Source organism: Nonomuraea dietziae (genome assembly GCF_014195505.1).
Classification (GTDB): Bacteria; Actinomycetota; Actinomycetes; order Streptosporangiales; family Streptosporangiaceae; genus Nonomuraea; species Nonomuraea roseola.
The window spans coordinates 5,832,220-5,849,048 of the sequence record NZ_JACIBV010000001.1 but is presented as its reverse complement, the minus strand read 5'-3'; the positions used below and the strand labels follow the sequence as shown (position 1 = coordinate 5,849,048).

Here is a 16,829-nt window from a genome sequence, read left to right as displayed (position 1 = left end):
CGTCCCCAACCCCAACGAGTCACCTGTGCAAGAAGTTCGCGTCTTGGGTTATAGTTCCGGCGTAGGTCATGAGTGCCAGCGCTTAGCCCCGGCTTGCTGGCCGGCAACCCTCGCGTCCGCGGCGGGGTGCCCCGGGTGAAGACCTGGTCCGTCACGAGGTGTGGCGGGCAAGCGCGGGCTCCGAGGTGCCACAGCCGGGGGTCCGATGACCCCAGGAGGGCTGTGCCGTGTCCGTAGCGACGATCTCCCACCCCGTTCAGGTCAAGGTGCTCGGCGAGGACCTCGAGGTTCCCGTCAAGGGCGGCCGTCTGGTCTCCTACGCCAATCTCGACTACGCCGCCAGCGCCCCGTGTCTCGAGCCGGTCAGCGCGGCGGTCGCCGCCGCGCTCCCGGCCTACTCCAGCGTGCACCGCGGCGCCGGCTACGCCTCCCAGCTCACCACCGCCCGCTACGAGCAGGCGCGCCACACCGTGCGCGCCTTCGTCGGCGCCCGCACCGACGACGCGGTCATCTTCACCCGCAACACGACCGACGCCACGAACCTGCTGGCCAGGTGCCTGCCCGAGGGCACGACCACCGTGGTCTTCGACACCGAGCACCACGCCTCCCTCCTTCCCTGGCCGAAGGCCGTACGGCTGGCGCCGCCCGCCTTCCCCGGCGAGGCCGTACGGCAGGCCGACGAGGCCCTCGCCGCGATCGAGGGTCCCAAGCTGCTCGTGGTCACCGCCGCCTCCAACGTGACGGGCGAGCTGTGGCCGATCGCCGCGCTCGCGCACATCGCGCACAGGCACGGCGCCCGCATCCTGGTCGACGCGGCCCAGCTGGTCCCGCACCGCAGACTCAACCTGACCGCGCTGGACCTCGACTACGTGGCCTTCTCCGGTCACAAGCTCTACGCTCCCTTCGGCGCGGGCGTGCTGGTCGGACGGCGGGACTGGCTGTCCGAGGGCGAGCCGTACCTCAAGGGCGGGGGCGCGGTGAAGGCGGTCGCCGACGCCGTCGAGTGGCACGAGGACGCCGAGCCCAGGCATGAGGCGGGAACCCCGAACGTGCTCGGCGCCATCGCGCTGGCCGCCGCGTGCGACGCGCTCACCGCCACCGGCTGGACCGCTCTGGTCCGCGAGGAGGAGCGGCTCGTCTCCAGGCTGCGCGAGGGCCTGGCCGCGATCGAGGGCGTACACGAGCTGTCGCTGTGGGGCCCCGACCACCCCAGGGTCGGCATCGTGTCGTTCGTCGTCGACGGCTACACCGCGCGCGAGGTCGCCGAGGCGCTCTCCGGCGAGTACGGCATCGGCGTGCGCGACGGCAAGTTCTGCGCGCACCCGTTCGTCCGCCACCTGCTCGGGGCCACCGAGCACGACGGTGGCTGCGAGGACGGCACGACCTCGGCCGTCAGGGCCTCCATCGGCATCGGCAGCAACGAGGAGCACATCGACCGCCTCATCGGCGCGCTACGCGACCTGGCCGCGCGGCGCTAGGGGCTCGACAGCTCGCGGTGGTGCGACACGCCGTCCACGTCGATGGGCGCACGGGCCGCGGCGTTGGCCTCGGCCCTGCGCTGGGCCCGTCTGGCGAGGACGGCCTTGCGGATGCCGTCGATGCCGAAGCGCCCTCCGCCCACCGCGGCGAGCACCAGGCACGCGGCGCCGAGGGCGCCGACCAGCTCCCAGCCTCCGTCGCCGACGAAGACCCCCTTGGGCGCGTGAACGAACAGGAACGCCCCCGCCATCGCCGCCACCAGCGCCAGCGCCGCGACCGGCACGAACAGGCCGATGATCAGCAGGGCGCCGCCCACCAGCTCGGCCGTCATCGTGAAACCCGCGGCCAGCCCCGGTTGCGGCACCCCCATCTTGGTGAACATCTGCGTGACGGAGTCGATGCCGGTCTGCCACTTCTGCCAGCCGTGCGAGACGAAGACGAGACCGATCGCCACCCGAGTCACCAACGCCGCCAGATCGAACAAGACTCTTTTCATGCCCTTCTATCTCCCCTGGCTCACCAGCGGAAATGCGCAAACAGACCATTCCTTGACTGGATCACCCTCACCGCCAGTGGCAGCATGGCGGTTATGGAAGAACGCGTGGTCGGAATCGGGGCAGGCGCCAAGGAGCTGGCCACGGAGGACATGATCCTCAACATCGGGCCGCAGCACCCCTCGACGCACGGCGTCCTGCGACTTCGCCTGACGCTCGACGGCGAGCGCATCGCCACCGCCGAGCCGATCATCGGCTACATGCACAGGGGCGCGGAGAAGCTGTTCGAGGTCCGCGACTACCGGCAGATCATCATGCTGGCCAACAGGCACGACTGGCTGTCGGGCTTCGCCAACGAGCTCGGCGTGGTGATCGCCGCCGAGCGGATGCTCGGCATGGAGGTGCCCGCCAGGGCGGTGTGGACGCGTACGCTGCTCGCCGAGCTCAACAGGGCCCTGTCGCACCTGATGTTCCTCGGCTCCTACCCGCTCGAGCTGGGCGCGATCACCCCGATCTTCTACGCCTTCAACGAGCGCGAGCGCATCCAGGCCGTCATGGAGGAAATCTCCGGCGGACGGATGCACTACATGTTCAACCGCGTCGGCGGGCTCAAGGAGGAGCTGCCCGCGGGCTGGCTCGACCGCGTCAGCGCCACCGTCTCCGCCACCAGGGCCAAGGTGCCCGACATCGAGAACCTCATTCTCGGCAACGAGATCTTCCTGGCCCGCACCCGCGGCGTCGGCGTCCTCGACCGCGAAACGATCATGCAGTACGGTGTGAGCGGCCCGATCGCCAGGGCGTCGGGGGTCGACCTCGACCTGCGGCGCGACCAGCCGTACCTGGCCTACGAGGAACTGCCCGTCAAGGTCGTCACCAGGACCGCCGGCGACTGCCACGCCCGCTTCGAGGTGCTGCTCGAACAGCTCAAGGTCTCCCTCGACCTGGCCGACGCCTGCGTCGAGCGGCTGCGCTCGCTGCCCCCTGGCCCGATCAACCAGCGCCTGCCCAAGGTGCTCAAGGTTCCGGAGGGCCACACCTACGCCTGGACGGAGAACCCGCTGGGCATCAACGGCTACTACCTTGTCTCCAGGGGCGACAAGACGCCGTGGCGGATGAAGCTGCGCTCGGCCTCCTACAGCAACGTGCAGGTGCTGCGCGAGATGCTGCCTGGCCATCTGGTCGCCGACATGGTCGCGATCCTCGGCTCGATGTTCTTCGTGGTGGGTGACATCGACAAGTGAGAGACAAATACGTCGACTGGCTGCGCGCGCTCAGCCTGATCACCGTCGTGGTGTGGCACTGGGCGTTCACCATCCTCCGGTGGTCGCCCGAAGGGCCCTCCCCCACCAGCCCGCTGGGCTTCACCTCAGGGCTGTGGATCCTCACCTGGCTCTTCCAGGTGCTGCCTCTGTTCTTCTATGTCGGCGGCTACGTCCACCTGCTGTCGTGGAACAGGGCGTGCGAACGCGGCACCGGCATCGGGGCCTTCGTGTGGCGGCGCATCAAGGCGCTGGCCATCCCCGGCCTGACGCTGACAGGCATCTGGATCGGCATCGGCGCCGTCGTGACCATGCTGTTCGACATCCCCTGGGTGTGGCGCGTGGTGCTGCTCGTGCTCAGTCCCCTGTGGTTCCTCATCGTCTACCTGGTGCTGATCGCGCTCCTGCCTGTGGCGCTGTGGCTGCACCGCCGCTACGACGTGCTCGCGCTCATCTGGCTGGGCGGCGCCGCGCTGGTCGTCGACGTGATCAGGCTGCGCTACGGCGTCGACTGGGTCGGCTGGCTCAACATGATCCTCGTCTGGGGCCTGGCCCACCAGGCGGGCTTCTTCTACGAGCGCGTGGTCGTCCTGCCCCGCCGCTACGACGTGGCCATCCTCTGGACGGGGCTGTTCGGCCTGTTCGGGCTGGTCTACTCGGGCCTGTACCCGGGCTCGATGGTCGGCGTGCCGGGCGACAAGCTGTCGAACATGGCGCCGCCCACCTTCGTCATCGTCTGCCTGCTCATCTTCCAGATCGGCCTGGTCGAGGTGCTGCGGCCGACCATGGAGCGGGTGCTCGAAGGGCCCCGCTGGAAGCGCGTCAACGAGACCATCAACCGTTTCGCGCTGCCGCTGTTCCTCTTCCACACCACGGGGATGGCGATCGCCCTGGGCCTGTGGTGGGGTCTGTTCGGCTTCCCCTCAGCCGATCCCCGACCCAACCTGATGTGGTGGCTGGAACGCCCCTTCGCCATCCTGGGTCCGCTGCTGTGCACCCTTCCGGTCATCTACCTCTTCTCCCGCAGAAAACGGGTGGACCGCACACCGGCGCCCACCTAGGCGCTATCTGAAGTCCTGACGTTCGTCGTCGGGCTTCTTGGGCACCCTGCAGGAGTTCTCGAGGTAGAGGGCCGCGCAGATCAGCACCACGAACGCCAGGAACGAGCCCGTCGCCACGAAGAACTCCTGGCCGGGCGACTCGCTGGTCAGCAGTTGCACCGTGGTCAGCGTGAACCCCGCGAACAGGCCGGCGAAGACCGCGCCCACGTAGGCCGAGGCCTTCGCCAGCGCCGCCAGGCGGGCGACGGCGAGCGGCTCGACGGGCTTGGTGTCGGGCTTGCGGGCGATGCGCGCACGCGTCATCCAGCCGCTGTAGCCCTCACCGATCGCCAGCAGCAGCACCGTGGGGATCGCCGTCCACGGCAACCGGGGGAGCTCGGAGTAGATCTGCCTGACGATCAGCCAGGCCAGCAGGGCGACGACAACGAGAATGCCGGCCAGGACGGCCGGGCGGGTGGGCTTCAATCCGGCCCCTGCAGCTTGAGGTCTTCGCGCAGCCGTACGCCGCTTCTGTCGAGCCCGGCCAGCAGGTCGGCGACGGGACCGCGGCCGGGCAGCACCGCGTCAGGGTCGGCCTTGGACCACGGGACCAGCACGAAGGCCCGCTCATGGGCGCGAGGATGCGGCAGCGTCAGCGCGGGGTCGTCGGAGATGATGTCTCCGGCGACGATCACATCGACGTCGAGGGTGCGCGGCCCCCAGCGTTCGGCCCTGACCCTGCCGAAGGCGTTCTCGACGCTCTGCGCGCGGTCGAGCAGGGTCTCGGGGCTGAGCTTGGACTCGGCGACGACCACGGCGTTGAGATACGGCTTCTGCCCGTCGGGGCCGCCCACCGGGTCGGTCTCGTAGACCGGAGACACGGCGACGAACCGCAGCCCCGGCGCGTCGAAGAGGGAGTCGAGGGCGCCCTGGAGCGTCTCGAAGCGCGGCTCGAGGTTGCTGCCGAGAGCGAGGACGACTCTCATGACCGGCTCCGCAGGATGGTGACGGCCACGTCGTCGAAGGCGAGCGGGATCGGCGCCGCCGGTTTGTGCACGGTGACCTCCGCCGTCTGGACCAGCTCACTGGCCAGGCAGACCTCCGCCAGGCGCTCGGCGAGCGTCTCGATCAGGTTGACGGGCTCGCCCTCGACGACCTTGGCCAGGTCGAGAGCCAGCTCGCCGTAGTGCACCGTCTGGGTGACCTCGTCGCTGCCGGCGGCGGGCCTGGTGTCGAGGAACAGGGTGACGTCGATCACGAACTCCTGGCCCAGCTCACGTTCGGCGGGCAGGACGCCGTGACGGCCCCTGAAGCGCAACCCCTTGAGGGTGATCCGATCAGCCGTCAAGATCGCCTTCCTCCTCCTCGTCATCGTCGCTCTGGAGCACGGGTGAGCCGTGGTGCATCCACAGCCGCCAGCCCTGAGCCGACCTGACGTAGACATTGCTGGCCACCACCTTGCCCGCGGCGAAGCTGGCCTCGCCCTCCTCACCCGCGGTGAGGATGTTCTCCACGCAGGTGAGCACGGCGAGATCGCCGAGCACGGTGGTGCGCACGTCGGTGAGCACGAACTGGATGTAAGTCGTGTTGGCCATGATGAGCGCCCATGAGCGCAGCACCTCGCCCCTGCCCGCCAGCATCGTCCAGCCGGGGTGCACGCAGCTCACCTGGCCGTCGGTGGTGTCCTCGGCCCAGATCTCGGTCATCTTGTCGAGATCGGCGTCCTCTATGGCGGTGTAGAAGGACTGGTTGATCGTCTCGATCGCAGCGGTGTCGACGCTCATCGGCCGCCTCCTCGCTTCCAGGCGGCCGCCACGCGGACGGCATCGGCGTTGGGGCCCACCTTGTGCACCCGCACGCACCACGCGCCCGCGTGGGCGGCCAGCGCGGTGACCGCGGTGGTGGCGTGGTCGCTGCGGCTGAACGGGCGGGGAGTCCCGTCGGAATCGGCCAGCAGGCGACCGAGGAACCTCTTGCGCGAAGCCCCGATCAGCAGCGGATAACCCAGCTCGTTCAACTCCTCGATGCCGTTGAGCAGCGCCCAGTTGTGCTCGGCGTTCTTGGCGAAACCCAGGCCGGGGTCGAGGACGATCTGGCTCTCGGAGACGCCCTCCGCCAGCACCAGGTCGACCCGCTTGGCCAGCTCCTCACGCACCTCGGTGACGACGTCGGAGTAGACCGCCCTGCTGTCCATGTCGTGGCTGTGACCGCGCCAGTGCATGACGACGTACGGCACGCCCGTGTCGGCGACCACCCTCGGCATCTCGGGGTCGGCCAGACCGCCGCTCACGTCGTTGACCAGCTCGGCGCCCGCCTCGACCGCGGCCTTCGCGACCTCGGCCCGCATCGTGTCGACGCTCACCCGTACACCCTCGCCGCTCAGGGCGCGGATCACCGGCACGACCCTGGCCAGCTCCTCCTCCAGCGGCACCCTCGCGGCGCCAGGCCTGGTGGACTCGCCGCCGACGTCGACCAGGTCGGCGCCCTCCTGGACCAGCTCGAGGCCGTGACGGACGGCGGCGCTCTCGTCGAACCACAGGCCGCCGTCGGAGAAGGAGTCGGGGGTCACGTTGACCACGCCCATGACGAGGCAGCGCTCCTCACGTGGCAGCCCCATCTTCATATCCCCAAGCCTAGGTGCATCACTCGCGTCGCCTCCCCAGGGGGTGTCGGGTAGTGGATAACGATCCTGTACGGCACAGCGGCCCCCGGACGAACACAGGCCCCACGCCGTGAGTGGCGTGGGGCCTGTGTTCCGTACAGAGGAACGGACCGATCAGCGGCCGATGATGAGGGCCATCGCCTCGGCCCTGGTCTTGTCGCTGCTGCGGAAGTCACCGCGGACCGCGGAGGTGAGCGTCTTCGCCCCCGGCTTGCGCACCCCGCGCATGGTCATGCACAGGTGCTCGCACTCCAGGACCACGATGGCCCCGCGCGGCTCCAGGATGCGCATCAGCGCGTCGGCGATCTGCGAGGTCATCCGCTCCTGCACCTGCGGGCGCCTGGCGAAGACGTCCACCAGGCGCGCCAGCTTGGACAGGCCCGTGACCTGGCCCTTGTCGTTCGGGATGTAGCCGACGTGCGCCATCCCGAAGAAGGGGACCAGGTGGTGCTCGCACGTCGAGTAGACCTCGATGTCCCGCACGAGGATCATCTCGTCGTGGTCGACGTCGAACACCTTGTTCAGCACGTCCTCGGGGCTCTGGTTGAGCCCCGAGAACTGCTCGGCGTACGCCCTGGCCACCCGGCCAGGAGTGTCGATCAGGCCGTCACGGTCAGGATCCTCGCCGATCGCGTAGAGGATCTCCCTGACGGCCTTCTCGATCCGAGCGTGGTCGACGTCGCGCGGTTTCACGCACCCTCGCCGGAGGGAAGTGCGTTGTCGGCGTGCCCCGGGATCAGAGCACCGTTGCCGGACTGCTCCTTCGGGGTGAGAACCGGCGGGCGGTCCGAGGGGAGCCGCTTGCCGTAGCCCGCGTAGGAGGGACGGTGCTCCCTGACGACCACAGAGGAGAAGATCTCCACCACCTGCTGGCGGGAGAGGGTCTCCTTCTCCATGAGCTCGAGCACCAGGTTGTCGAGGACGTCGCGGTACTCGACCAGGATGTCCCATGCCTGGTCGTGCGCCGTCTCGATCATCCGGCGGACTTCCTCGTCGATCGTGGAGGCGATCTTCTCGGAGTAGTCGCGCTCGTGGCCCATCTCGCGGCCGAGGAAGACCTCGGCGTTGCCGGTGCCGAACTTGCGGGCGCCGAGCTGCTCGCTCATGCCGTACTCGGTGACCATGCGGCGGGCGACGGCGGTGGCCTTCTCGATGTCGTTGGAGGCGCCGGTGGTGGGCTCGTGGAAGACGAGCTCCTCCGCCGCGCGGCCGCCGAGCAACATCGCGAGCTGGTCCATCATCTCCGACCGCGTGGCGAGGAACTTGTCCTCCATCGGCAGGGTCATGGTGTAGCCGAGCGCGCGCCCACGGGAGAGGATCGTGATCTTGTGCACGGGGTCGCTGTTCGGCAACGCGTGCGCCACGAGCGCGTGACCGCCCTCGTGGTAGGCGATCATCTTCTTCTCCTTGTCGGACATGACCCGGGTCTTGCGCTCCGGGCCCGCCATGACGCGGTCGATCGACTCCTCGAGGATCTCCATCGTGATCAGCTTCTGGTCGGCGCGTGCGGTGAGCAGCGCGGCCTCGTTGATCACGTTGGCCAGGTCGGCGCCGGTGAAGCCCGGCGTACGGCGCGCGATGACGTCGAGCTCGACGTCCGGCGAGAACGGCTTGCCGCGGCCGTGGACCTTGAGGATGCCCTTGCGGCCCTCGAGGTCGGGCCTGTCGACGGTGACCTGACGGTCGAACCGGCCGGGACGCAGCAGCGCGGGGTCGAGGATGTCGGGCCTGTTCGTCGCGGCGATGAGGATCACGCCGCCCTTGACGTCGAAGCCGTCCATCTCGACGAGCAGCTGGTTCAGCGTCTGCTCGCGCTCGTCGTGACCGCCGCCGAGGCCCGCGCCACGGTGGCGCCCGACGGCGTCGATCTCGTCGATGAAGATGATCGCCGGGGCGTTCGCCTTGGCCTGCTCGAACAGGTCGCGCACGCGGCTGGCGCCGACACCCACGAACATCTCGACGAAGTCGGAGCCCGAGATGGAGTAGAACGGCACGCCCGCCTCACCCGCGACCGCGCGGGCGAGCAGGGTCTTGCCGGTGCCGGGCGGGCCGTAGAGCAGCACGCCCTTGGGGATCTTGGCGCCGATCGCCTGGAACTTGGCCGGGGCCTGCAGGAACTCCTTGATCTCCTGGAGCTCCTCGATGGCCTCGTCCGCGCCTGCGACGTCGGCGAAGGTGGTCTTGGGGGTGTCCTTGCTGATCAGCTTGGCCTTGGACTTGCCGAACTGCATCACCCGGCTGCCGCCGCCCTGCATCTGGTTCATGATGAACAGGAAGATCAGCACGATGATGACGATCGGCAGGAAGCTGACGAGCAGGCCGAGCAGGAAGTTCTCCTGCGGCACCTCGACGGTGAAGCCACCCTTGAGCTTTCCTGCGGCGTCCTGCTTCTGCAGCTCGTCGACGAGCTGCACACCCTGACCGGTCACCCAGTTCGACTGGATGCGGTCGGTGGAGGTCTCGCCAATCCTGACCGGGCTGTTGAGCGTGAGCTCGATGCGCTGCTGGTCCTTGTCCACGAGCTTGGCGTTGGATACGTTGCCGTCGCGGATCTGCTTGAGCACCATGGACGTGTCGGCGGTCTTGAAGTTGCCCTCGCCGCTCCACATTGTGGTGACAAGCAGGAGCAGCACGACGATGCCCAGGATCCACAGCAGTGGCCCACGTGTAAATCGCTTGAGATCCATCCGATGCGGAACCCCTGCGGGCCCGTCCCTTCCTGACCAAGGCCTGGAACCCCGGTATGACCCGGGGCTGCGGCATCCGTCACCGCTCCTTCTGACTACCCGAGGGCGACACTGGGTCACCCCCTGCGTGTCAGAAGGTACACCGGGGGAGGCGCAGGGTCACTGCCCGCTCCTCCGGCCTTTGCCCTACCAACGTACGTCAGGTCACTCGATGTTCCCGGCCATTCCAGGTCTATGAGCCGCCGTAGACGTGGGGGGCCAGGGTGCCGATGAAGGGAAGGTTGCGGTAACGCTCCGCGTAGTCGAGCCCGTAGCCGATCACGAACTCGTTGGGGATGTCGAAACCGACGTACTTCACCTCGATCGGCACCTTGATGGCGTCGGGTTTGCGCAGCGCGGCGCAGATCTCCAGCGAGGCGGGGTTGCGCGACTTCAGGTTGTCGAGCAGCCAGCTCAGCGTGAGGCCCGAGTCGATGATGTCCTCGACGATCAGCACGTGGCGGTTGGTGATGTCGGTGTCGAGGTCCTTCAGAATCCGCACGACGCCCGAGGACTTGGTGCCCGCGCCGTAGGAGGAGACCGCCATCCAGTCGGTCTCGACGGCCAGGTGAAGGGCCCTGGCCAGGTCGGCCACCACCATCACCGCGCCCTTGAGCACGCCGACGAGCAGCAGGTCCTTGCCTGAGTAGTCTGCGTCGATCTGAGCGGCCAGCTCCTTGATCTTCGCCTGGAGCTCGTCTTCGGAGATCAGGACCTTCTCGAGGTCCTTGCCCATGTCGGCTGCGTCCACCTGGGTGTCCTTACGCTTGGTTCTCTTGCGCGGGGGCGAACACAAGGGTGCCATACCGCCGAACCACGCCAACTCCCCCGGGTAGGTCGGCCCTTCCCTGCCCCCGCCATGCCGTGATCAGCCGATCCGCCGCCAGCACGTGGCCCGCCGACAGCGCGCCGGCGGGTGCCCCCGCCGCGATCGCCGCCCGCCGCAACACCCGCCGCCTGACGGCGTCAGGGAGGCCCTCGAGCCCCGGTACGGCCAGCGCCACGCCCCCCTCGATATCGCTTAGAGCGCAATCGGCGAAGGCTCTCGCGGCCCATTCGTCGAGGGCGTCGGAGTCCTCCCGCGCCAGATCGGCGGTCCTCGCGAGCGCCTGGGCGACGCCTGGGCCGAGTTCGGCCTCCAGCATCGGCATGACCCTGGTTCGCACCTTCACCCTGGTGTAGCGGGGGTCGGCGTTGTGCGGGTCGTCCCAGAAGAGCAGCCCGAGCGCGCGGCAGGCGCTCTCGGTGGTGTCCCTGCCCAGGTGGAGGAAGGGCCTGCGGTAGCGCCCCGCCCTCGACGCCATCCCCGACAGCGACCTCGGGCCGCTGCCCCTCGCCAGGCCGAGCAGGACGGTCTCCGCCTGGTCGTCGCGCGTGTGGCCGAGCAGGACCGTGCGGGCGCCGAGGCGGTCGGCGGCCGTGGCGAGCGCCTCGTAGCGGGCGTCGCGCGCGGCGGCCTCGGGACCGCCCACCGTGCCGACGCGGACCTTCAGCGTCTCCGCGGGGGCCAGACCCAGCGCGGCGGCGTGCCCGAGCACGTCGGCGGCCCGCCCGGCGGAGCCGTCCTGAAGCTGGTGGTCGACGGTCAGCAGGCCCGCCCTGAGGTTCGCCCTGGGCGCGACGAAGGCCAGTGCGGCGGCCAGCGCGAGGGAGTCGGCCCCGCCGCTGCAGGCGGCCAGCACGAGGTCGCCAGGGCTCAGGTCGGCCAGCGCCTCGCGTACGGCACGCCGTACGTCGGCGACGGCGGGGTGTGGACCCATACCCGCCATTGTCCCGCCCGCGGAGAAGGCGGCGGCACCTCTCCCGGCGCCCGCCCAGTCACAAGGTGCCCGCCGACTCGCCGGCGCACGCCGAGTCACGTGGCGCACGCCCAGTCACGTGGCGCACGCCCAGTCACGTGGCGCGCTCCGGGGTGACAAAGCGCGCGCCGAGTCGCGTGGCGGCCTCCGCCGGCCCCGCCCTGCCGCGCCGCCGGGGAGCGGTCAGGCCTCCGGGTCGGTGGCCTGCGGGGGGATGGCGGGCTGGTCCTGCGGGACCACGCGGGCGATCCAACGGTCGGGCGCGGCGATCTCGTCGGAGGTGGGCAGGGTCTCGGGTGAGGTCCAGACGCGGTTGAACCCGTCCATCCCCACCTTCCCGACCACCTCGCGGACGAAGGCGGACCCTTCGGCGTACTGCTTCATCTTCATCTCGAGGCCGAGAAGCTTGCGCACCGTGCGGTCGAGGCGCGAGCCGCCCTCGCGGCGCTGGCTGAACTTGGACCTGATGTCGGCCACGGACGGCACCACGGTGGGCCCGACGGCGTCCATCACGAAGTCGCCGTGCCCCTCCAGCAGCGTCATCACCGCGGTGACCCTGTCGAGGATCTCCTTCTGCTCGGGCGTCTGGATCGCGTCGATGAGGTTGCCCTCGCCGGTGCCGCGCACGACGTCCGCCACGGTGTCGGCGGCGTTGCGCAGCCGTTCGAGCAGGGTGGGCAGGTCGAGGTCGGAGGCGAGCAGGAACTCGGTCATCTGCGACCTGACGTACTCGCGCAGCCACGGGACCCCGGTGAACTGCACCCGGTGCGTCTCCTCGTGCAGGCACACCCACAGGCGGAAGTCGCGAGGGTGCACCCCCATCTCCCGCTCGGCGTTGACGATGTTGGGAGCCACGAGGGTGAGGCGGCCGATCGGCTCACGTCCCGTGGGGTCGGGCGGGAGGAACAGCTCGTACTGGCCGAGCACGCGCGAGGCGAGGAAGGCGAGCACGGCGCCCACCTCCACGCCGGTGATGCGCGAGCCCACGGCGCTGACGATCGCGGGTGGAGGGTTGTCGCGGCTGGCCATCCGCTGGGTGAGCGGTTCGAGCACGACGCGGAAACCCTCGACGTTCGCCCTGATCCAGCCTGGTCTGTCGACGATTGTCGCGGGCTGCGGCGGAGTGGCCGCATCTATTCTGGTGAACTCGCGGACGTGGCCCTCCGCCTCTCGGGAGAGGGTGCGCAGTTCGGTGACGGCGTGGCGGGCCTCCTCACGACTCACCTGTGGTCCGGGGCGCACCAGGCGCGTGCCGGTCGAGACGGCCAGATCCCAGTCGATCACCTGCATAACGTCCACCGTACGTGCTTCCCTCCCCGCCTGCGAAGAACTGGCCACGGGCGTTCGGGACAGGGCAGGGGAGCGCGCGAGGACGGGTGGCCTGCGAAGAACCGGAGGCGGGGTTCCCGGACGGGCCAGGAGGCGGGGCAGGCGGTCGTCAGGAGCGGGCGACGATGGCGGCGAGGCGGTCGAGGACGGGCTCGGCGTTGACCGGCACCTTGTCGGCCATGAAGGCGAAGGTGACCAGCCGGCCCTCGAGCGTGGTGGCGAACCCGGCGAGGGTGTTGACGTTGTTGAGCGTGCCCGTCTTTCCGCGCACGAGGCCGACCTCGCCCTTGCTGTCGTCACGGGTGAACCTGTGGCCCAGCGTGCCGGTGAACCCCGCGATGGGCATGCCGGAAAGGATCGGCCTCAGCGCAGGATCCTTGCTGGCGATGGCCAGCACGCGGGCCATGGCGTCCGCGCTGATGCGGTTCCTGATGGAGAGGCCTGAGGCGTCGGAGAGCATGACGCCCTTGGCTCCGCCGATCCTCTTCAGCGCGGTGATCATGGCGCGGGAGGCGCCCTCGAAGGAGGCGGGCTCGCCCTCCTTGATCGCCACGTGCCGCGCCAGCGCCTCGGCGAGGTCGTTGTCGCTCATCGTCAGCGTGCGCTCGACCAGCGCGTAGACGGGCGCCGACTCGACCGTCGCCAGCGCGGCCGCCCCCTGCGGCGCCCTGGCGGGCCGCACCTTCTTGCCGACGCTGATGCCGTACCTGTCGAGGAGCCCTGCGAAGGCGGCGGCGGCGAAGGCGGAGGGGTTGGAGACGCGCGGCGCTCTGGAGGAGGGGTGCTGGCGGCCCACGTCGATCGTCAGGGCGTGGACGGGAGCCACCTCCCCGTCGGGGATGTAGTTGGACTTCCAGCCGGGGGCGCTGGTGGGGCCGGTGAAGAGAGAGGCGTCATAGGAGAGCGTGACCTTGGTGACGCCCGACGACTTGAGCGCGGCGGCCGTACGGGAGGCCAGCTGTGCCAGCGAGGCCTGTTTCGGGTAGGCGCCCGCCTTGGCGAAGGGACCCGCGAGAGTGGGGTCGCCGCCGCCGACCAGGATGATCGAGCTTCTGTTCGCGCCCTGGACCACCGAGGTCTTCAGGCGGGCGTCGGGGCCGAGGGAGGCCAGGGCCGCGACGCAGGTGACCACCTTCGTGGTGGAGGCGGGGGTGATGCCCGTCGCGGGGTTGGCGGCGAAGATCTGCTGGCCCGTGGCGGCGTCGAGGACCACGGCGCCCACCCTGCCGCCGAGCGCTTCGTCCCCCAGGGCGTCGGTGAGCTGCGAGGTCAAAGTACCCTTAGTCGGGAGAGGTCCGTTCCCACCCGTGGCCAGCACTGGCCCCGCGGTGATCACCGGAACGGGAGAAGGCTCCGCCGGCACGGTCGGTTGTGACTCTGGCCTCGTCAGCGCACCCAGGCTGAAGTCGTTCGTGACGGCGTACGCGCCGGTCACGATCGTGACGGCCTGGAGCACGGCGAGTGTGGTCAACGTCACCCACCGCTCGCGCCTTACCACGTCGCCGACCCTCTCTCTCAGTTCGCCTACGAGACACTAACGCCCATCCGGGGGTGCCCGGGGGCTCGAGCGGAGGAACCGCGGTGGAGTTCGACGTTGTCGTTGAAATTCCGAAGGGGCAACGGAACAAGTACGAAGTGGACCACGAGACCGGCAAGATCAGGCTTGACCGGCTCCTGTTCACCTCCACGCAGTACCCCGCCGACTACGGGTTCATCGAGAACACCCTCGGTGAGGACGGCGACCCCCTCGACGCGCTGGTGCTGCTGCAGGAGCCGACCTTCCCCGGCTGCTACATCACCTGCCGCGCCGTCGGCATGTTCCGCATGACGGATGAGAAGGGCGGCGACGACAAGGTCCTGTGCGTCCCGGCCACCGACCCGCGGATGGAGCACATCCGCGACATCCACCACGTGCCCGAGTTCGACAGGCTGGAGATCCAGCACTTCTTCGAGGTCTACAAGGACCTGGAGCCCGGCAAGTCGGTCGAGGGCGCCAACTGGGTGGGCAGGGTCGAGGCCGAGGCCGAGATCGTGCGCTCCTTCCAGCGCGCCAAGGACGAGGGCTACGGCGCCCACTGACGCCTCTTCCGAGAGCCGCGCTCCCCTGCGGGGGTGCGCGGCTCTCGGGGTCAACGGGGCCCTGGTCGCGCCGACCAGGTCTCTGCGCCACATCGAGGCGACGCGGACGACGTCGCCCGTCTGCGGGGCGTGCACCATCAGTCCCCTGCCGATGTACATGCCCACGTGGTGGATGTCGCCGGGGTTGCTGGTGAGCTTGCCGAAGAACAGCAGGTCTCCCCTGCGCAGCTGGTCGAGCGGGATGTGCGGGCCCGAGGTCCACTGGGTGCCCGTCCAGTGGTCGAGCCGGACACCGACCTGTTCCCACGCCCGCATGGTCAGCCCCGAGCAGTCGTAGCTGGACGGCCCCGCGGCCGCCCACACGTACGGCTTGCCGAGCTGCGACAGCGCCCAGTCGGCCGCGACGTCGCCCATGGTGGCGCTGGAGCCGCCCGCGTCCCAGCCTCCGGCGGCGGCGCCTCCCCTGTGCGCCAGCCGGGTGGCCAGGCGCGCCTCGCGTTCGAGCCTGGCACGCTCCAGGGCCTCTTCGCGCTGCCTGGCCAGCCGTTCGGCCGCACTGCGCGCGGCGTCGACCCTGCTCTGCAGCCGCCTCTTCTCGGCCTCGATCAGCTTGGCCTCCCTGGCCTGCCTGTCGACCGCCGCCCGCGCCGCCGCCTTGGCCTCCTGGGCCTGCCTGAAGGCGTCCTGCTGCTCGGCGTAGGCCTCCTGGGTCTGCGCGCGAAGAACCGCGGCGACCTCCTGGGTGTCGCGCACCAGCTTGAGCGTCTCGCCCTGCTCATCGCCCATGGAGGCGAGCATGCCCGCCCTGTGCAGGTACCCGGGGACGCCGCCTTCGTCGCTGAGCATGCCGACCATGGGGTTGCTCAGGTCCATGCCGCCGTAGGACTGTGCCGCCAGCATGGAGACGGCGGCGCTGGCCTCCGCCACCTTGGCCTCGGCGGCCTTCAGTCGCACCGTGGCCGCGGCGTGGCGGGCCTTGGCCTGCTCCAGCCGTACGAGCTGGCCGTTGTAGGCCTCCACCTTCCGCCCGGCCTCCGCGACCAGCGCCTCCAGGCGGGTGTGGGCGTTGGCCAGCCGTACGCTCGCCGCTCCCAGGGCCTCGGCCCTGTGCCGTACGGCGGCGCGCGCCTCGGCGACCTCGCCCGCGGAAGGGGCGGGTTCGGCGGCCGCCGGCGGGCAGGTCGCCACAAGCAGGCAGCAGGCGACAAGCAGCCGCTTCTTGACGGTGTGCATGGACTCCCCTCCGCGCATGAGTCGTCACTCTATGCACACACTTCCCGTTCGTCACGCTCCGCACACATGAACCTCACGTACCGTCATCATCGCAGGCGAAACAGGCGTTCTATCCAGGGCCGGACGGACACGGCGGCAGGAATCGTCCCGCGGGGATAGGTGAAGACCGGGGTCTCGCTCCCATACGCAGCGTGAAGTTCGGCGGCCTTGCACCAGTCGGCGGTGACGCGGGCGGCGGCCCACGCGGCGGCGATCGCGGGACGCGACTCGGGATAGCGGTCGTAGGTCTGGTAGAGCGTCATGGTGGCGTGGGCCGCCTGATGACCGTCGCGCGGGTAGGCGCTGCCCGCGAGATAGGGGGCGGTGACCCTGCCGCCGTAGGGCGTGCCGAGCGCCCAGGTCCAGTCGGCGACGACCAGCGCCAGGACGGGGTCGGGCACGGTCGCCGCCGCGCCGTACATGCGCTCCTGGCGAGGGCCCGTCAGCCTGCGCTGGGTCCAGAGCCACTCGAGGTCGGAGGGGAGGTCGCCGGCGGCCAGCCACGAGAGCGTGGCCAGGGCGCGGGCGGTCAACAGGCGGCACTGGTCGAGGACGTCGCGCAGCATGCGAGGGCCCGGGTCGAGCCAGGTCGGCCAGCCGACCTCATGAATGCGGGGCACCAGGTCGGCCAGCTCTCCCCTGAGAGGGAGCGGGCAGACCCTGTGCCCCTTGACGGTGAAGCGCTCCACC

Annotated in this window: 17 protein-coding genes, 1 pseudogene and 1 riboswitch; of the genes and pseudogenes, 4 read left to right on the top strand and 14 right to left on the bottom strand. The window is 69.8% G+C overall.

Going from position 1 to position 16,829, the window contains the following annotated elements; translation table 11 throughout:
• Positions 1-64 precede the first annotated feature (64 nt).
• A riboswitch (SAM riboswitch) is annotated at positions 65-180 on the top strand.
• Between the two features lie 47 nt (positions 181-227).
• Positions 228-1,478: an aminotransferase class V-fold PLP-dependent enzyme gene (locus tag FHR33_RS27995; protein WP_376773241.1), complete on the top strand. Its 1,251-nt coding sequence runs from the start codon at positions 228-230 to the stop codon at positions 1,476-1,478.
• Here FHR33_RS27995 and FHR33_RS27990 read toward each other — a convergent pair.
• Positions 1,475-1,975, bottom strand: a complete 501-nt coding sequence (locus FHR33_RS27990) for a DoxX family protein (RefSeq protein ID WP_183653712.1) — start codon at positions 1,973-1,975, stop codon at positions 1,475-1,477. The two genes, FHR33_RS27995 and FHR33_RS27990, sit on opposite strands and share 4 nt — an antisense overlap.
• A 93-nt stretch (positions 1,976-2,068) precedes the next feature.
• Between FHR33_RS27990 and FHR33_RS27985 the strand changes: the two genes are divergently transcribed.
• Entirely contained in the window at positions 2,069-3,214 is a 1,146-nt protein-coding gene (locus FHR33_RS27985) for an NADH-quinone oxidoreductase subunit D (RefSeq protein ID WP_183653709.1), read from the top strand.
• Entirely contained in the window at positions 3,211-4,293 is a 1,083-nt protein-coding gene (locus FHR33_RS27980) for an acyltransferase family protein (protein WP_221241280.1), read from the top strand. Before FHR33_RS27985 ends, FHR33_RS27980 begins: the two co-directional genes overlap by 4 nt.
• 3 nt (positions 4,294-4,296) lie before the next feature.
• Here FHR33_RS27980 and FHR33_RS27975 read toward each other — a convergent pair whose 3' ends face one another.
• The 11 genes from FHR33_RS27975 to dacB all read right to left on the bottom strand — a co-directional run bounded on the left by FHR33_RS27975 (position 4,297) and on the right by dacB (position 14,061).
• Positions 4,297-4,758, bottom strand: a complete 462-nt coding sequence (locus tag FHR33_RS27975; RefSeq protein WP_183653707.1) for a DUF3180 domain-containing protein — start codon at positions 4,756-4,758, stop codon at positions 4,297-4,299.
• Positions 4,755-5,258 carry a 2-amino-4-hydroxy-6-hydroxymethyldihydropteridine diphosphokinase gene (gene folK / locus FHR33_RS27970; protein WP_183653705.1) on the bottom strand — a complete coding sequence of 168 codons (504 nt, stop codon included), beginning with the start codon at positions 5,256-5,258 and terminating at the stop codon, positions 4,755-4,757. Before folK ends, FHR33_RS27975 begins: the two co-directional genes overlap by 4 nt.
• Entirely contained in the window at positions 5,255-5,620 is a 366-nt protein-coding gene (folB, locus tag FHR33_RS27965) for a dihydroneopterin aldolase (RefSeq protein ID WP_246452132.1), read from the bottom strand. Before folB ends, folK begins: the two co-directional genes overlap by 4 nt.
• The gene (locus tag FHR33_RS27960) at positions 5,610-6,056 is read right to left on the bottom strand and encodes a nuclear transport factor 2 family protein (RefSeq protein ID WP_183653700.1); all 447 of its coding nucleotides are present in this window, start codon (positions 6,054-6,056) and stop codon (positions 5,610-5,612) included. Before FHR33_RS27960 ends, folB begins: the two co-directional genes overlap by 11 nt.
• A complete protein-coding gene (folP, locus tag FHR33_RS27955; protein WP_246452130.1) occupies positions 6,053-6,895 on the bottom strand; it encodes a dihydropteroate synthase in 843 nt (280 codons plus the stop codon). The genes FHR33_RS27960 and folP overlap by 4 nt, the downstream gene beginning before the upstream one ends.
• Before the next feature lie 153 nt (positions 6,896-7,048).
• Positions 7,049-7,627 (bottom strand): GTP cyclohydrolase I FolE, encoded by a 579-nt coding sequence (gene folE / locus FHR33_RS27950; RefSeq protein WP_183653697.1) that lies wholly within the window; start codon positions 7,625-7,627, stop codon positions 7,049-7,051.
• The gene (ftsH, locus tag FHR33_RS27945; protein ID WP_183653695.1) at positions 7,624-9,621 is read right to left on the bottom strand and encodes an ATP-dependent zinc metalloprotease FtsH; all 1,998 of its coding nucleotides are present in this window, start codon (positions 9,619-9,621) and stop codon (positions 7,624-7,626) included. Before ftsH ends, folE begins: the two co-directional genes overlap by 4 nt.
• Before the next feature lie 232 nt (positions 9,622-9,853).
• Positions 9,854-10,411 carry a hypoxanthine phosphoribosyltransferase gene (hpt, locus tag FHR33_RS27940; RefSeq protein ID WP_312895753.1) on the bottom strand — a complete coding sequence of 186 codons (558 nt, stop codon included), beginning with the start codon at positions 10,409-10,411 and terminating at the stop codon, positions 9,854-9,856.
• Between the two features lie 10 nt (positions 10,412-10,421).
• Positions 10,422-11,420: a tRNA lysidine(34) synthetase TilS gene (gene tilS / locus FHR33_RS27935; protein WP_183653691.1), complete on the bottom strand. Its 999-nt coding sequence runs from the start codon at positions 11,418-11,420 to the stop codon at positions 10,422-10,424.
• A gap of 222 nt (positions 11,421-11,642) precedes the next feature.
• Entirely contained in the window at positions 11,643-12,749 is a 1,107-nt protein-coding gene (locus FHR33_RS27930; protein ID WP_183653688.1) for an Rv3626c family coenzyme F420 biosynthesis-associated protein, read from the bottom strand.
• Positions 12,750-12,897: 148 nt separating this feature from the next.
• Positions 12,898-14,061 (bottom strand): D-alanyl-D-alanine carboxypeptidase/D-alanyl-D-alanine endopeptidase, encoded by a 1,164-nt coding sequence (dacB, locus tag FHR33_RS27925; RefSeq protein ID WP_246452129.1) that lies wholly within the window; start codon positions 14,059-14,061, stop codon positions 12,898-12,900.
• A 308-nt stretch (positions 14,062-14,369) separates the two neighbouring features.
• Here dacB and FHR33_RS27920 point away from each other — a divergent pair, with 308 nt between their 5' ends.
• The gene (locus tag FHR33_RS27920; RefSeq protein ID WP_183660335.1) at positions 14,370-14,867 is read left to right on the top strand and encodes an inorganic diphosphatase; all 498 of its coding nucleotides are present in this window, start codon (positions 14,370-14,372) and stop codon (positions 14,865-14,867) included.
• 102 nt (positions 14,868-14,969) lie between these two features.
• Here FHR33_RS27920 and FHR33_RS51925 read toward each other — a convergent pair.
• Together FHR33_RS51925 and FHR33_RS27910 are read right to left on the bottom strand one after the other, a co-directional pair.
• Positions 14,970-15,281 (bottom strand): annotated as a pseudogene (locus FHR33_RS51925) (C40 family peptidase); the annotation flags it as partial.
• A 905-nt stretch (positions 15,282-16,186) separates the two neighbouring features.
• Entirely contained in the window at positions 16,187-16,828 is a 642-nt protein-coding gene (locus tag FHR33_RS27910) for a hypothetical protein (RefSeq protein WP_183653681.1), read from the bottom strand.
• Between the last annotated feature and the right edge of the window lies 1 nt (position 16,829).